At 71.0% G+C, this 17122-nt stretch carries 7 protein-coding genes; 5 read left to right on the top strand and 2 right to left on the bottom strand.

Annotation, left to right across the window (positions count from 1 at the left end; translation table 11 throughout):
• Window positions 1-188: 188 nt before the first annotated feature.
• Window positions 189-725, bottom strand: coding sequence for an ATP-binding protein (locus ACFUJR_RS36040; protein WP_383176978.1), 537 nt, complete (start codon window positions 723-725; stop codon window positions 189-191).
• Between the two features lie 1232 nt (window positions 726-1957).
• Between ACFUJR_RS36040 and ACFUJR_RS36035 the strand changes: the two genes are divergently transcribed.
• From ACFUJR_RS36035 to ACFUJR_RS36015, 5 genes are all read left to right on the top strand, one after another.
• Window positions 1958-2365 carry a hypothetical protein gene (locus ACFUJR_RS36035; RefSeq protein ID WP_383176981.1) on the top strand — a complete coding sequence of 136 codons (408 nt, stop codon included), beginning with the start codon at window positions 1958-1960 and terminating at the stop codon, window positions 2363-2365.
• Window positions 2366-2670: 305 nt separating this feature from the next.
• Window positions 2671-3090 (top strand): DUF5988 family protein, encoded by a 420-nt coding sequence (locus ACFUJR_RS36030; RefSeq protein ID WP_383176984.1) that lies wholly within the window; start codon window positions 2671-2673, stop codon window positions 3088-3090.
• Between the two features lie 141 nt (window positions 3091-3231).
• Complete coding sequence (locus tag ACFUJR_RS36025; RefSeq protein ID WP_383176987.1) at window positions 3232-4467, top strand: beta-ketoacyl synthase N-terminal-like domain-containing protein; 1236 nt, start codon at window positions 3232-3234, stop codon at window positions 4465-4467.
• Window positions 4468-4697: 230 nt separating this feature from the next.
• Window positions 4698-11021, top strand: coding sequence for an SDR family NAD(P)-dependent oxidoreductase (locus ACFUJR_RS36020; protein ID WP_383176990.1), 6324 nt, complete (start codon window positions 4698-4700; stop codon window positions 11019-11021).
• A 611-nt stretch (window positions 11022-11632) separates the two neighbouring features.
• The gene (locus ACFUJR_RS36015; protein ID WP_383451152.1) at window positions 11633-16048 is read left to right on the top strand and encodes a beta strand repeat-containing protein; all 4416 of its coding nucleotides are present in this window, start codon (window positions 11633-11635) and stop codon (window positions 16046-16048) included.
• 393 nt (window positions 16049-16441) lie between these two features.
• On the opposite strand, the gene ACFUJR_RS36010 is transcribed toward ACFUJR_RS36015, so the two are convergent.
• Complete coding sequence (locus ACFUJR_RS36010; protein ID WP_383451149.1) at window positions 16442-16921, bottom strand: Ig-like domain-containing protein; 480 nt, start codon at window positions 16919-16921, stop codon at window positions 16442-16444.
• Window positions 16922-17122 lie beyond the last annotated feature (201 nt).

Here is a 17122-nt window from a genome sequence, read left to right as displayed (position 1 = left end):
TCGCGAAACTCAGGCGAGTACGTCCGTTGCTTGGACCCCATGAACCCCAACTTCCCCTGCAATTACGGACTCCACGCTACGAGGGGAAGGACATCGTCCTGTTCCGCTCTGAGCGTGGAGTCCCCAAGGGCCCCCGGTGCCCGTAGCGCCGTTGGTGCGGGCGCGTTCGCGATGACCCTGGCATGCCGTCAGGTGGCGTGGTGGTGTTCGGGGCTTCTTCGTGGGGTGTCGCGGACCGCTTCCTTCAAGGGAAGGGTGGCCCAGATCGCGCGGGTGCCGTCGTCAGCCACATGTGTACCGAGTGCCTGGGTGCAGCTGGCGACGATTCCGAGGCCGCGACCGAACCCCGAGGTGTTGTGCCAGTGCTCCCCGGTGGAGAGCCTTCCCTGATCGCGAACCTGAACGCGCAGGTGCGTTCGGCTTCTCCGTAGGGAGGCGGCGATGACGGTGCTGTCGGTGTGCACGATGGCGTTCGTCGTGAGTTCCGTGATGACGAGCAGGGCAGTATGACCGGTGTCCTGGTCCGCTAGCTGCTGTTCCTCCAGCCATAGGCGTGCCAGGTCGCGGCAGATCGGGACGGAACGGTCGATCGCGGGGAGATGAATGCTGAGGGCCTGCAACCGACGCCAGGCGGTGGTCGATGCTTGAATCACGGACGAGTCAGGCCATCGCTCGACGTCCTGGGGTGAAAGTACTATCGGTGCGAACGCGCGTTTGGTCAGCATGTCTTGTCGCTCCTGATCCTTGGGATGAAGGCCGCAGCTGCAGGTGCTGGGGTTCTTGGCCGCGGGCCACGCCAGCGCGGATGCCGGGTGTGCTGACCTGTCCGCCAAGCAAGGGGAACGTGCGTCTCTGCATCGATTGCAGCCTGATGAACTCTGCAGGGCGAGGCTTGGGCCGGCGTTACCGGGAATACGGTTCCGGACTCCCACGACGCCTGCGCCAGCATCGAAGGCGGCGCTGTTCCTCCGGGCCTGCACTGTCTTCAAGCGGCAGGCGCATGGGCAGGGGCCGTCCGACCATTCCATCGGAGGTGCAGGTGTCCGTCGCTGCGGCAGGAGTGAGCGCCTACCTCATGGGGTGCGGCGGACGTCGGCCACCGGGGCCGACCCTCCTCCGGGTGTCCATTACTGTGGCCTGCCGTCCAACGGCTGGGGCAAAGCCGGTGTATCGAGGCCGGAGACCACTCTGTCGGTGAAGATGGACATCTCACCCTCGGTTGTAACCGTTATCCAGCAGATTTACACACGAGGGCAACGTCGATCCGAGGGCAAGCACTCGTAAGGCTTAATCTTGCGATGAAAGCAGCCCCGTGCACTCAAGTGTCGTGACCAGCCGACTTGTCGGCGCTTCTCGTGTAGGCGTGTGCGCCGGCAGCGCTTCCGCCAGCAAATCGGGAGGAGTTGGATTTGCCCGGCCGGTGAGCGTGGAATGGCGGGCCGGTGCCTGGCGTATTGCAGCCAATAGGCATTTTCCGGCCACGGTGACGAGCAGGTGCGGTGACCCTTGTCTTTCCCGAGGTGGTGCCCTCTCGTCATGCCGGCTGCGCGTGCGTACCGGACCGGCAGTAGCCTCGACGCATACCCCTCGCTCACTAAATCACCTGAAACCCCGGCAAGTTGCCTGCGGTTTCCGCGAAGTGGATGACGGTGATCTGGCTGGTAGGCGCTGTAAGTCAAACGGCGACTCTACTCCGATCAGGTGACGCAGGTACCAACCCTCTTGAGTTGCCGCTCTCCCGTGCTCCATTACTGGATTACGAACCGGCGGGCCGCCCATGCCTTTCCGGGAAGTGGCTGCTACCCGCTCCGGTCATCACTCCCAGCATGCGATGCACGCGGCGATCAGGTCGACTTCTCGTCCCGCAGCGGCCACTCCCGGGCAGTCGCAAGCAAGCGCTTTCGCCAGGCGTCGTAGCCCATGAGTGAACCAGTTGTCTCTTCAAGGGAGTGCCATCATGTTCCGTTCCCGTATCGCCGCCGCCGCCGTTACCGCCACCATGGCGGTGGGCGCCGTCGTCGGCATCGCCCCTCTGGCCATGGCCGCCCCCGCCGCTGCGGCCGTCTCGCCCTGCGTCTCCGCCCTGGAGTCCGCCCAGGCATCCAACGACGCCGCTATCGCGGCCGACGAGGCCAACGACCCCGCCGCCGCCCGCACCCACAACGTGGTCACCGCCACCTACCTGGTCAGCGCCATCGGGGACTGCCAGGGGCAGCCGCAGGTGGTGGGGGCCAACATCCTGACGGCCAGCGCGTCCAACGGGACCGCCCTCGTGTACAACATCCTCGGCGTCACGAGCGCGGCCCTGGCCGCCGAACAGGCGACCGCTTCGGCACTCGACCAGGCGCTGGCCAACGCGTCCTGACCGGGACTCGGGCAGGTCGCCGGTGTGACATGGCCGCCTGCCTCTGAGCCGTTCCTGCGTAAGCCGAGACCAGCCGCCCGCCGACACCGCCTCCCTCCGGCCCGGCGCGCGGCAAGGGGGGCGGGGCACTCGCTGTCAACGGCGAGTGCCCCGCTCAAGCCCACAGGGCACGAACCAACGCTCAGGGTGATGGCGCGTCCCAGCCGGCCTGACACCAGTGGGTTCGCGTCCACGAGGCGGCAACCGGCTGCCCGTCCGCCCATCGCCCAGAAGCCCCTCGTAAGCCTCATGCCTGGCAGGTCATCATGTCGCTTTCCTCCATCCTCAACGCAGTAGGCCGGTCCTTCGTTACGGCATACCGATGCCTGCTTCTTCCGCCTTACCTGCACATCGCTCCTGAAAGGACGCCGTCGGCGCACCACCAGGATGACGGCACGCAAGAAGCCGAAAAGAGTGCTCATGGGGGCGCCCAGGGGTGCGACCGCACACCCCTCTTCTCGGATCCGAAAGCGCCGGATTCTGTACGAGTGATTCTCTCCGGCGGTCCGGACTGGGTAGCGGTTCCGGCCGTGTGGGAAGTCAGCTCCGTCGAATCCGAACCCAAAGTGAAAGTCCTGTGCGGTAACGCTTATGAGCACTTTGAGTTCTCGGGCATGTACTCCTTCCGCGAAGGGGAGCGGATGCCTGTCTACCGCTGGTGCAGCCGCACCTACGTGGCCGAATAACCCCCATCCGACCCTGAAGGGAAAAGCCATGACCTACGCACCGTCCCAGGTAGGTACCCGGTGAGGCGGCGTGCCGGCGGGCGTGCGCGAGACGCCGTCGTGACCGGAATCGGACTGTGTCTTCCCGGCCCGGATGCTCCGGTGTTCACCGCCGACGAACTCTGGGACGTCGCTTCCACCGGAACGTCCTGCCTCGTCAAGAAGGGCGTTTACTACGGCAGTGTCAACCTCTCGGCAGCGATGTTCAACGAGCGCGTGCCCGGCGTCCCGGAGCTCTTCTCACGCCATTACACGGAGGCCCACCGCTTCGGGCTGGTCTCGCTCACGCAGGCGTGCAGGGACGCGGGCCTCGAGGTGCAGCGTGATCTGCAGGACGCCGCCGTCCTCGTAGGGCGGGGTGGAGTGGATGCCAACATCGACAGCTACCTCGCCGTGCTGCGGGCCGATCCGGCAACCTACTCCGTCGCCGAGGCGCTGGAGATGTTCGTCGCGGCGGAGCAGGCCGTCACCCCGTCCGATGTCGCCCTGGTGCAAGGCGCACTCACTCGGTCGAAAGGCGCCAATTTCACGGTGTCGTGCGGCTGCGCCTCGTCCGCTCTCCAGGTCGGAAACGCCCTGGGCATGATCGCCGCAGGTGAGACCGACATCGCCGTGGTGACCGGAGTCGACGTCTTCAGCGTCACGCTGATCCGCAACATCCAGCGCCTGCTGAGCGGAGCCCAGCAGGAGTACGACGCCATGCGCTCGCAGGACATGCCCAGCCTGCTGCCGTCCTTCGACGCACTGATGCGTCCGTACGACAAGCGTGCCGACTGCATCAACCACGGCGAGGGGTCCGCGACCATCATCATCGAGAGCCGGGAGCACGCCTTCGGGCGGGACGCGCGCCCCTACGGTCAGATCCTGTCCCAGGCCACCACGCGGGACGGGCTCGCGAACCCGCTGGCCTCCGACGAGACCGGGAAGGCACTTGTGTCCGCTGTACGCCAGTGTCTCGGTGACACCTGGGACATCGGGCAGGTGCCGTACGTCCACGGCGGCAGTGACGGCAACGTGGTCGTCACGGCCTTCGAGGCGAACGCGATGAGGGAGCTGTACGGCTCCGCGTCACGCGATCTCCTCATGTCGTCGCAGGAGGGCTGCTTCGGGCACAACGGCGCTCCGGCCGGATGCCTCGGGGTGGCACTGACCCTGCTGATGATGCGCAACGGCCAGGTGTGTCCGACGGCGAACTGCGAGCAGCCGGCCGAACAGCTGACGTTCGACCCCGTGCCCGGGACGCTGCCTCGTCCCCTCGACTTCGATTACGCCCTCACCCTCAACTACCAGGTGGGAGGCGTGAAGAGCGCGATCCTCCTGGGCAGCCCGGACGTCTGATCGCCCTTCCTACCGTCCCCGCTCCGCGGTGTCACGTGCTGTGGGCGGCCTGGACCCACCCAGCCACGCATCCCAGCTGGTCGTGCACCCCTGCGTGCTGACGCTACGCGCGTCCACTCGGTCGGGCCGACTCTCGTGCGGGGCCCGCCTTCACACGGCCCGACAAGCGGCACTTCACCTCTTCCGAGCGCAGCCGCGCCGCTCCCCTCCCCCGCGACAAGGAGACCTCCGTGGCCAAGTACAAGCCCCGCCCCCCGTCAGGGAGCTCGACACCCATCGCCGTCATCGGCATGGGATGCCGACTTCCTGGAGACGCCGACTCCCCGGCCGCTCTGTGGCGCCTGCTGAGGGAGGGGCGCGACGTCGTCGGCGCTCCACCGCCGGGGCGGGAGGCGGCCGGGCCTGAGCACGGGCTGCCCATTGACGCGCACCCCTCGATGCGACAGGGCGGCTACCTGAAGGACGTCTCGCGGTTCGACGCGGACTTCTTCGGAGTCGCGGGTCGTGAGGCCGAAGTCCTGGACCCCCAGCACCGGCTCCTCCTGGAGGTCGTCTGGGAAGCGCTGGAACACGCGGGTCTGCCCCCCGACCGGCTCGCTGGTTCCCCGACCGGGGTCTTCACGGGGCTGAGCTACAACGACTACATGGACCGGCTGGCCGGGCAGCCTCAGGAACTGGAGGGCTCCATCCTGACGAACGGCCACTGCGTGGCCGCCGGCCGGGTCTCCTACCTCCTCGGCCTGCACGGCCCCAGTATCGCTCTCGACACCGCCTGTTCATCCTCCCTCGTCGCCTTCCACCTGGCCTGCGAGTCCCTGCACCGCGAGGAGTGTGATCTGGCTCTCGCCGCGGGCGTCACTCTCATGCTGGCCCCCCGTGTGACGCGGTCCTTCGCCCGTATGGGCATGCTGTCGCCGACCGGCCGCTGCCACACGTTCGACGCGGCGGCGGACGGGTTCGTCCGCGGTGAGGGCTGCGGTGTCGTCGTCCTCAAGCGTCTGGCCGAAGCCCGCCGGGACGGCGACCGCATCCTCGCCGTCGTCCGCGGGTCCGCGGTGAACCAGGACGGCCGTTCCGACGGCCTCGCCGCCCCTTCCGCCGACGCGCAGCAGGCCCTCTACCGGGCAGCGCTCCGGCGGGCCGGCGTCGACCCGGCCCGTATCTCCCTGATCGAAGCCCACGGCACCGGCACCCCGGTGGGCGACCCCGTCGAGTTCGCGAGTCTGGCCGCCGTGTACGGCAACGGGCTCTCGCCGTGCGCGCTCGGCTCGGTCAAGACCAACCTGGGCCACCTGGAGCCGGCCGCCGGGATCACCGGACTGATCAAGACCGTCCTGTGCCTGCGGTACGGCGTCATCCCGCCCAACCTGCACTTCACCCGCTGGAACCCGGCCATCTCCGCCGATCCCACCCGGCTGTTCATCCCTCGCGAGTGCAAGCCGTGGCCAGGCAAGGAACCGGTCAGGCTGGCCGCGGTGTCCTCCTTCGGCTTCTCCGGGACCAACGCCCACGTGATCCTCCAGGAGCCTCCGCGGCCCGCCCGCCGGGTCGGTCTGCCCGCCCCCCGCCGCCCCAGGTCTTCGTCGCCCGACGTGTTCCTCGTCGGGGCCGGATCCCACCGGGCCCTGCCGGACGCTGCCCGCAAGATGGCCGACTGGCTGGACGCGGAAGGCGCGAACGTCCCGCTCCGGGACGTCGCCCACACCCTGGCGCTGCGGCGCAACCCGGGCCGGGGGCGTCTCGCGGTCATCGCCCGATCGCGAGCGGAAACCGCCGAAACGCTCCGGCTCTACGCCAACGGCGAGCACGCTCCGGCCCTCGTGTGCGGCCCGGCCGATGTCACCGCCCCCCGCCGACCCGTGTGGGTGTTCTCCGGCCATGGCTCGCAGTGGGCCGGCATGGGCCGCGAGCTGCTGGCACGGGAGGAGGCCTTCCGGAAGGCGCTGACCGAGGTCGACACGCTGATGCGCAAGGAGGCGGGCTTCTCCGTACTGGAGCTGATCCAGGCCGGTGAGCTGGTCACCGGATGCTCGCGGGTCCAGCCGGCGCTGTTCGCCATGCAGATCTCCCTGGCCGCGGTCTGGCAGGCGTACGGCGTGCGGCCCGCTGCCGTGATCGGCCACTCGATGGGGGAAGTCGCGGCCGCGGTCGTGTCCGGTGCCCTCTCGCTCGCCGACGGCGTCCGCGTGATCTGCCGCCGCTCGGCACTGCTGGAGCGGATCGTCGGCACGGGCGCCATGGCCTCCGTCAGCCTGGGGCGGGCCGCGGTGGAGGCCGCGCTCGCCGACGCGGGCGCCGACGGCGTGTCCGTAGCCGTCCTGGCGGCGCCCGACACCACCGTCGTCTCCGGCGATGCCGACCAGATCGCCCGGCTGATCAGTCAGTGGGGCGAGCGCGGCACCGCCGCCGTGCCCATCGCCGTGGACGTCGCATCGCACAGCCCTCACGTCGATCCGCTGCTGTCCGACCTACGTCAGGCGCTATCCGGCCTCTCGCCCCGCACACCCGAGATCCCCTTCTACTCCACCGTGGCCGAGGACCCGCGGCAGAGCCTCGTCCTCGACGCCGCGTACTGGTGTGACAACCTCCGCCGGCCCGTTCGCTTCCACCCTGCCGTGGCGTCGGCCGCCGAAGACCGTCATCAGGTCTTCATCGAGATCTCACCGCACCCCGTGGTCACCCAGTCCCTCAAGGACAGCCTGGCCCCGTCGGTCTCCCAGTCCGTGGTGCTGCCCACCCTGCGTCGTGCCCAGCCCGAGACCGCCACCTTCCGGACCCAGCTCGCCACCTACCACTGCCACGGCGGCACCGTGGACTGGACGCCCTTGTACGGCGACGGCTCTCTGGTCGACGTGCCCACCACCGCCTTCGACCGTATGCGCCACTGGACTGCCGACTGCACCGCGCCGCAAGCCGAGGGCGGTACTCTGCCCGGCCGCCGCACCGAGGTCCCCGGTGAGCCGGTCCGGCACGTCTGGCACGCCACGGCTCCCACCCAGCACCTGCCCTGGTTCGACGACCACCGCGTCCACGACGCCCCCGTCCTCCCCGGCGCCGGCTCCTGCGCCCTGTTCCACACCACGGCCCTCGCCGCCCTGGCCGGCGCCAACGGCGTCGACCTCGTCGACATCGCCTTCCACGATCTGCTGCCCCTGGGTGACGACACCGAGATGAGTACCACCGTCACCCTCACCGACGGTGAGCAGGCCACCTGCGAGTTGCACTCCCGGGCTTCGGACGGCCCTTGGCGACTGCACGCCTCGGCCATCGCCCGTCGGGCGCTCGCGGCGCCCGATGCCCGCGCGGCCTCCGTCTCCGCGCTGCACGCCAAGCACCCCGTCGTCCTCGAGCCCGATCGGATCTACGCGAGGCTGCGGGCGTGCGGACTGGAACACGGCCCCGCCTTCACCGGGATCACAGCACTGCGGACCACAAGGCAGCAGGAGAGTTTCTGGGCTCGTATCCGCCTGCCGCGTACCGCTCTCGCCCCTGCTCCTGACCTGAGTGTCCACCCCGTTCTCCTCGACCTGTGCCTGCAGCTGCTCGTCGCGGGAGCGGTCCAGGACCCCGCGCCCGCACCGATCCTCCCGGTCGGGGTCGGTGCTCTGCGCCTCCTCGGCGACCCCGCGCAGGCCGTGCACGCCCACGCGTTGATCACCGAGAACAGTGGTGCGACGCTCGCCGGCAACGTCCGTGTCCTGGACGCTCAAGGCCACCCCGTCGTCGCGCTCGACGACGTACGGTTCCTCCGGGGTACACCTGCCGAGGAGGCCTCCGTCGACCAGTGGTTCCTGGAACTCGGCTGGCATGGCGTCCCCCGGTCGGGTGCCGACCGGAACCCGCCGGGGAACTGGCTCGTCGTGGGCGAGGGGGACGGCCGGGCCGAACGGCTGGCCGACCTCCTGCGCTCGGCCGGCGCCCGTGTGGAGGTCCGGGAGATCCCCCTGGACTCCCAGGAGCTTTCCTCACTGGCCGGGACCTTCAGCCGGCACCTGGCTGCCGGTGTCGAACCCTGGTGCACTGTCGTCCTGCTGTGCGGCACGCCCTCGGACGGTGCAACCGACCTCACCGAGGGCGCGCAGCAACGCGCGCGGCGGCTGCTCGCGCTGGCTCAGGCAGGCGACGAGAACCGTGGATCATGGCGTCTGTACGCCGCCACCCATCACGCTTACGCCGTCACCGCCGAGGAAGCCGGTCACCCCGCCCACAGCACCGTGCGCGGCGTGGCGCGCGTGCTGGCGGTCGAACGGCCCCACCTGCGCCCCACTCTGGTCGATACCGACCCCGACGAGCAGGGGCTGCGCACTCTGGCAGCCGAGCTCCTCGCCGACGCTCCCGAGGACGAGGTGGCACTGCGCGGTGGCTCACGGTACGTGGCGCGCATCGACCGGGCTCCCGTCGCGCCCCCCACGAGCGCGGCCACCCGGACCGTCCGCTTCGGGGACGACGGGTTCCGCCTGCGCGTCGGGCGGCTCGGCGATCCCGACAGCCTGGAGTTCGCCGCGACCGGCCGCCGCCGGCCCGGAGAGGGCGAGGTCGAGGTACGCGTCCAAGCGGCGGGCGTCAACTTCCGTGACGTCCTGACCTCCATGGGCATGCTCGGCTCCGAGCCGGCCACCCCGTACCGCATCGGCTTCGAGTGCGCGGGTGTGGTCAGCGCCGTGGGACCAGGCGTGGACCATCTGCGTCTGGGCGACACCGTGCTCGGCGTCCAGCTGGAGGGCGGTGCGTTCGCCTCCTTCGTCACCATGCCCTCCTCCGCGGTCGTCCCCGTACCGCGGGGCCTCGCCCCCGCCGCGGCGGCAGGGCTTCCCACGGCCTATCTCACCGCCTGGTACGCCCTGCGGCACGTCGCACGGCTTGCTCCCGGCGAGCGCGTGCTGATCCACTCCGCGACCGGGGGGACCGGCCGGGCCGCGATCGCCGTCGCCCGCCTCCTTGGCGCGGAGGTACTGGCGACGGCCGGCTCGGAGGAGAAGCGGCACCAGCTGCGGGGGATGGGGATCCAGTGCGTCATGGACTCCCGCACGCTGGACTTCGCCGAGCAAACGCGTCAGGCCACCGATGGCCAAGGGGTCGACGTCGTCCTCAACTCCCTCTCCGGACCGGCCATCCGAGCCGGGCTCGAGAGTCTGCGCCCGTTCGGCCGCTTCGTCGAACTCGGGGTACGCGACATCATGGCCGACGCCCCACTCAAGCTGGGGCCGCTGCGCCACAACATCACGTTCAGCACGGTCGACCTCATCGAGCTGCAGCAACGCCGCCCGGAGTTGCTGGCCACGATGCTGCGCGAGGTGGTGGAGCACATCGGCGCGGGCAGGCTCAAGCCGCTGCTGTGCGCCGAGTACCCGCTCGACCACGCGGCCGACGCCTTCCGGTTGATGGCGCGCGCCGGGCATACGGGGAAGATCGTGCTGACCGTTCCCGATCGGGGAGAGGTCGACGCCGTGGTGCCCGAGGGACCGCAGGCAGTCGTGCGCGACGGTGCGTACATCGTCACCGGAGGGCTGGGAGGACTCGGGCTGGCGACCGCCCGCTGGCTGGCCGAGCAGGGAGCGGGGCGCATCGTCCTCAACGGCCGCCGTCCCCCGTCATCGGCCACCACCCGCGTCGTGGGCGAGATGGCAGCCGACACCGTCGTCGTCCTGGGCGACGTCTCCCAGCGCGAGACCTGCGAACGACTGGTCGAGGCCGCCACCGAGGGCGGTGTCCCGCTGCGCGGTGTGGTGCACTGCGCCATGGTTCTCGACGACGCCGCGTTGGCCTCCATTCGCGATGATCAACTCAAGCGGGTCTGGGAGCCCAAGGTCACCGGTGCCTGGAACCTCCACCGGGCCACGGCCGACCAGTCGCTGGACTGGTTCGTCGTCTACTCCTCCATGAGCGCCCTGCTGGGCAACGCCGGGCAGGGGACGTACGCGGCGGCCAACGCCTGGCTCGACGCCTTCGCCATCTGGCGCACACGCGACGGCCGGCCCACTCTGGCCGTCGACTGGGGGCCGTGGGGGGAGATCGGGCAGGCCGTCGACTTCGCCCAGCGGGGTTACGAGACCATCCCCACCCGCAAGGGCCTGGAAGCACTCCACCGCCTCCTCGCCGACCGCAGGGTCCGGACCGCGGTGATCCCCGGGCCTCCCCCGACCTGGATCCCCCATGCGGCCGCCGCTTCCAGCCTGTTCACCCTGCTCGCCCCGGACAGCGTCCGTACGCAGGAGAAACAGACCCCGACCGGAAACTCGGACATCCGCGCCCGTGTCGAGGCCCTGCCCGTCGGCATCGCCCGCCAGGCAGCTGTGGAAAGCTACCTGGCAGGCCACATCCGCACCATCCTGCGCACCGGCAGCACCACACTCGACCCGAACACCTCGTTGAAGTCCCTGGGGTTCGACTCGCTCCTGGCCACCGAGCTGCGGATCCGCCTCGACACCGACCTCGCCGTCCGTCTGGCGAGCAACTTCATCTGGCAGCATCCGACCATCGCCTCGCTCGCCTCGGCCCTGGTCGCGCACATGGGGCTCGCCACGGACGAGGACCCGTCGCCCGCCGAACGCTAGCCGGCCTGCCCGCACCCGGGACGCGCACGGCTGTGCCCCGCTACGTCGGTAGCGGGGCACAGCCGTGCGCCTTCCGCCGGGTCCCCGCCGCCTCGCTCATCGAGCGCGGGACCGCCTCACGGCTGTACCGCGTTCCGTCCAGCCGGGTTTCGTTCCACTGGCACCGGGAGCGGAACCCGACGACTCCTCGTCCGGAAGCGCGTCGCAGGGACCTGGACGAGGCTTTCGGCCGCCCTCCCCGCGGGAGCGGCTCCGGGACGCACCACGCGACCTCCGCGCCCGGCGCGGGCGTGCCGCGGACCGGCGAGCGCGACGGGGACGTACGGGGAGCGCGGCGCGCGGCCGGTGTTCACGGGCGGCGCGCTCCGGAGGCGTAAGCGGCGTGCGCCGTTCACGCGCCCTGCGCGCTCGTCTGTTCGTGGTAACGGGGGCTGTGGCCCTGGCATCCGGGATCGCGGGGGCGCCTACTGGTGACACCGACCGGGGCCGCCCATCTCCTGTTGGGACGGCAGCGCGTGACGCCCAGCGTCCGCTGCCGAAAGCGGCCGCTGGAGTCGGGGGACGAGTGGCGGCCGTGACCATCCTCGATCCCGTTTGGAGGCCGCATCCTCATGCCAGCCACATTAACCCTGGTCGCCATATCGCCGAATCCGTCGGCTTACGGCCAGCCCGTGACGCTGAGCGCGATCATCATCCCGCTCGGGCCCGGTACACCGACCGGCACCGTCACCTTCAGCGTCGACGGCGGACCGAGCGTCACCGCACCCGTCGTGGGCGGTACGGCGACAGCGACGATCGGCGACCTGCCCGTCGGAGTCCACCGGGTGACCGCCGCGTACAGCGGTGACGCCGACTTCACCCCGTCGACGGGCGCCACCCTCCAGATCGTCCTCCCGGCAGCCACCCAGACGACGGTGACCTCCTCCCCCGACCCGTCGGCCTACGGCCAGCAGGTGACGATCACGGCGGAGGTGACACCGGTCGCGCCGCTGCAGGGCACGCCGACGGGCACCGTCACCTTCATCATCGGTGGCGGGCCGACTCTCACGGCCCCGCTGGTGAACGGTACGGCGACGGTCACCGTGGACCTGCTGAGCGTCGGTCCGCACCCCATCACCGCGATCTACGGAGGAAGCCCCGGCTTCCTGCCGTCCATGGGGACGGACCAGCACGTTGTGCAAGGCAAGGGCGCCAGCACGACGACGGTGACCTCCGTACCGGACCCGTCGGTGCCCGGCCAGCAGGTGGCCTTCACCGCCGTCGTGGCGCCGGTGCCGCCGGGCGCGGGCACACCCACCGGTACCGTGGCCTTCGACTTCGGTGACGGGTCGGCGCCGGTCACGGTTCCCCTGGTGGGGGGCGTGGCCACGGCCCATCACGCCTACGCGGCCGGCGGCCCGCACACGGTCACGGCGACCTACAGCGGAAGCGCCAACCTCGACCCGTCCACCGGCACGGACACCCACACGGTGGTGGCCGCGGCGACCACCACGACGGTGGTGTCGTCCCCGGACCCGTCGGCGGTGGGCGAGCCGGTGACCTTCACCGCCGAGGTCGCCCCCGTGGCACCGGGCGCGGGAACCCCGACGGGCACGGTCACCTTCACCTTCGGCGACGGGTCGACCTCCGAGGCGGTGCCGCTGATCGGTGGCACCGCCACGGCCACGCACGCCTACGCCGTCGGCAACGGCAGTCCGTTCACGGTGACCGCCACCTACAGCGGCGACACGAGCTTCACCGCGTCCACCGGCACGGACACCCACACGGTGGTGGCCGCGGCGACCACCACGACGGTGGTGTCGTCCCCGGACCCGTCGGCGGTGGGCGAGCCGGTGACCTTCACCGCCGAGGTCGCCCCCGTGGCACCGGGCGCGGGAACCCCGACGGGCACGGTCACCTTCACCTTCGGCGACGGCTCCCCCGCCGAGTCCGCCACGCTGGTGGGCGGGGTGGCGGCGGTAAGTCACGCCTACGCCTCCACGGCCGGCAGCCCCTACACCGTCACCGCCACCTACGGCGGGAACGGCGACTTCACCGGCTCGTCCGGCACCGACACCCACACCGTCGGTGCTGCGGCCACCACCACGCAGGTGACGTCTTCGCCGGATCCGTCGGCGGTCGGCCAGGAGGTGGCCGTCACCGTGACGGTCGATCCGGTCATCCCGACGCCCGGGTCTCCCACGGGCGCCGTCACCATCGACTTCGGCGACGGCGGCCAGTCCGAGACCGTGGCGCTGGTGGGCGGTTCGGTGACGGTCATCCACGTCTACGCCTCCACGGCCGGCAGCCCCTACACCATCACCGCCGCCTACGGCGGGAGCAGCGACTACGGCTCCTCCTCCGGGACGGACACGCACACGGTGACCGCGGCGGAGACGGAGCTCACCCTCGCCTCGGCCCCGGACCCGTCACAGGTCGGGCAGCCGGTGGCGTTCACCGCCGCCGTGGCTCCCGTCGCCCCCGGCGCCGGAAGCCCGACCGGGACCGTCACCTTCGACTTCGGTGACGGCGGCGACGCGGTGACGGTGCCGGTCGTCGGCGGGAACGCGACGGCCGACCACACGTACACCAGCGCCTCCGGCAGCCCCTACCTGGTCACCGCCACCTACGGCGGTGCCGCCGACTTCGCGGGCTCGTCGGTTATTGACCACCACACCGTCGACGCCACGGGCACCACCGCCGCGGTCACCACGAGTCCCGACCCCTCGGTGGTCGGCCAGCCGGTCGACGTCACCGTGGCGGTCGCCGCCCAAGCGCCCGGTGCCGGCACGCCGACCGGGGAGGCGGTCGTCGACTTCGGGGACGGATCGCCCACCGAGACCGTGACGCTGGTGAACGGCTCGGCGGTGGTCACCCACGCCTACACCGGCGCGGCGGGCAGCCCCTACACCGTCACCGCCACCTATGGCGGGAACGGCGACTTCACCGGCTCGTCCGGCACCGACACCCACAGCGTGGACGTCGCCGCGACGACCACCGCGGTCACCTCCGCGCCCGATCCCTCCGTCTTCGGCGAGCCGGTGACGATCACCGCCACGGTGACGCCCACGGCGCCCGGAGCCGGCACACCCGGCGGGACGGTGTTCTTCGACATCGGCGGCGGCCCGGTCCTCGACGCACCGGTTGTCGACGGCACCGCCACGGTCGTCACGGACGCTCTGACGGTCGGTACCCACACCATCACCGCGACCTACACGGGCACCGCGAACTTCGGCGCCTCGGTGGGCAACGACACCCACACGGTCGGCCAGGCGGCCACCACGACCGAGGTCACGTCCGACCCCGACCCGTCCCGGCCCGGTGAGCAGGTGACGGCCTCGGCGACGGTGGTGGCGAACGCGCCGGGCGGAGGGACACCGACAGGCACCGTGGCCTTCGACTTCGGCGACGGGTCCGCGCCGATCCCCGCGGTCGTCGTGGGAGGCACGGCCGCGGCCGCCCACGTCTACACCACGACGGCCGGCAGCCCCTACACCATCACCGCCGCCTACGGCGGCGACTCCAGCCACTCGGGTTCCGCGGGCACCGACCCGCACGTGGTCGCCGCGGCGGACACCACGACCGCGCTGACGGCCTCACCGGACCCGTCGTTGGTGGGCGAGCCGGTGACGGCCTCGGCGACGGTGACGGCGAACGCGCCGGGCGGAGGGACACCGGCAGGGACCGTGGCCTTCGACTTCGGCGACGGGACCACGGCCACCGCGACCCTGGTGGGCGGTGTGGCCACGGTCGAGCACACGTACACCACGACCGGGGGAAGCCCGTACAGCATCACCGCGGACTACCTCGGGAACGGGGACTACACCCCTTCCGGAGCCACGAAGGCGCACACGGTGCTCCCGGCCCCGACCACGCTGGTCGTGGGCTCCGCCCCCGACCCGTCCGTGGTGAACCAGACGGTGACGGTGACGGCGTCCGTGGCCGGCTCCCCGGGAACGCCGACGGGCGACGTCGTGTTCGACTTCGGCGACGGGTCCCCCGCCGCCACGGCGACCCTGGTGGGGGGCGTCGCCACCGTCGAGCACACGTACAGCACCGCCGGGGGCAGCCCCTACACCATCACCGCCGTCTACGAGGGGAACAGCGACTTCACCGGCTCCACCGGGACCGATCCGCACACGGTGGAGCAGGACGCGACCACGGTGCTGGTGACTTCCGCTCCCGACCCGTCGGTGGTCGGTGAGCCGGTGACCGTCAAGGCGACGGTCCTCCCGGACACCCCGGGCCCGCTGGTTCCCACGGGGACGGTGGAGTTCGACTTCGGCGACGGCGGACCGCCCGTCACCGCGTCCCTCACCGACGGCGCCGCGGAGGTCCTGCACGCCTACACGGACGCGGGAGGCAGTCCCTACGCCATCCACGTGACATACGCCGGGGATCCGGACCTCTCCGGTGCCCTGGGATCGGACACGCAGACGGTGCAGCCCGCCCCGGCAACCGTGGAGGTGGCCTCCGCGCCGGACCCCTCCCTGGTGGGTCAGCCGGTGACGGTCACCGCGGCGGTGACCTCGGCCTCTCCGGGCTCGGGGACGCCGACGGGCTGGGTGGTCTTCCAGTTCGGCGACGGGGTGGGGAACGTCGCGCCACTGGTGGACGGGGCGGCGACGATCCCGTACACCTACTCCTCCGCCGCGGGCAGCCCGTACACCATCACCGCGAGCTACGAAGGGGACCCGAACCACGCCGGGGCCGTCGGTACCGACAGCCACACGGTGCAGCCGGCGTCCACCACGCTGTCCCTGGCGTCCGGTCCCAACCCGTCGGTCGAGGGCGAGGCGGTGACCTTCACCGCGATCGTGACCCCGGACGCTCCGGGCACCGGGACGCCGACAGGGGCGGTGCTGTTCGACTTCGGTAACGGAGACCTGGCGAGCGCGACGCTGTCGGGCGGGCTGGCGACGCTCTCGTACGCCTACCCCTCCGCAGTCGGCAGCCCCTTCACCGTCAGCGCCTCCTACAGCGGGGACGGCGACTTCCTCGAGAGTTCGGCGACGGACACCCAGCAGGTCGAACCGGCCGGACCCTGAGGGCCCGACCGCGGTCGCATCGGTCCGGCACGCCGAGAAGACCGATAGCCGCTGCGGATCCCCCAACACCCTCGTGCGGTTGGGGGGGGGTAGGGGGTGCCTCCCTTTTCTGGGGGGGGTCGGGCTTTCTTGGGGAGTGAGGGGGGGGGGCGGGGGGGGCAGGAGAGGGGGAGCGGGGCGAGAAAAAGAAGAAAAAAAAGAGGCCCGCGGCCCCCCCCCGCCCGCTTTGGGGGGTGTGGGGAGGCGCAGCGGCTATCGCCGTTTCCGGGGCGGCGCCGGCCTGCCGTGGAGCGCGCGAGGGTTCCGGGGGACACCACCGCGGCGAGGTGGGGAAACCACCGAGTCGCCGCGGGGGGAGGACCGTCCGGTCCGATACGTGAGTCCGAATCCTCCTCAGCCGAGGATCACGTTGTTGGTGATGTCCCCCGTGACGAAGCCGATCAGGCTGCCGCAGGTGAGCAGACACAGGCCAGGCAACCCGGGGGAAGGAGGGGGTGTGGACGACGAAACCTGCACTGCCGCGGTGCCGTTGGACGCGTCGCACCCGTCGTTGCCGTTGTAGGCGGCGGTGATGGTGTGCTGGCCGACGGTGGTGAACGACGTGGTGTGCGTCGCCTGCCCGTTCGCCGCCACCGGCACGGTGCCCAGAAGTTCCCCGCCGTCGAAGAAGGACATGCCCAGACCACCGCTGGGGTCGGAGTCGCAGCCGACGGTGGCGGTGAGCTGGACGGGGCTGCCGACGGTGGTCGAAGCCGGCACGGCGACGACGCTGGTGGAGGAAGGGGCGGCGGCGGCTGAGGTGGCCGTGCCCAGAACGACCGCCATCGCCGCCGAGATGACGGCCCATCCGCCATGAGTACGCCTGCGCCTCACGAGTGACTCCTACGGGTTCGGTGGAACTGCCAAGCCGACGCCGCCCACGCTATGCCGCCCTCGGCGTGTCCGCCGGGCGAGCGTCGAAGGGGATGCGCCACCTGGGCTAGCCGCAATGCCGGTGACTTAAATGTCCTGCGCTCGTTGGTTGTGGTGTGGCGAGGGTGGGGCAGGTCAGGGTGCCTGCGGGTGAGCGGTTGT

The sequence above is a fragment of the Streptomyces sp. NPDC057271 genome, from assembly GCF_042668715.1.
Lineage (GTDB): Bacteria > Actinomycetota > Actinomycetes > Streptomycetales > Streptomycetaceae > Streptomyces.
The sequence above is the reverse complement of the archived record's forward strand: the minus strand, read 5'-3'. Positions and strand labels throughout refer to the sequence as shown.

Bases quoted from the DNA above. Each gene is read 5' to 3' on its own strand.
- ACFUJR_RS36030 (WP_383176984.1), top strand. From the start codon at position 2,671: ATGTCGCTTTCCTCCATCCTCAACGCAGTAGGCCGGTCCTTCGTTACG.
- ACFUJR_RS36035 (WP_383176981.1), top strand. From the start codon at position 1,958: ATGTTCCGTTCCCGTATCGCCGCCGCCGCCGTTACCGCCACCATGGCG.
- ACFUJR_RS36015 (WP_383451152.1), top strand. From the start codon at position 11,633: ATGCCAGCCACATTAACCCTGGTCGCCATATCGCCGAATCCGTCGGCT.
- ACFUJR_RS36040 (WP_383176978.1), bottom strand. From the start codon at position 725: ATGCTGACCAAACGCGCGTTCGCACCGATAGTACTTTCACCCCAGGAC.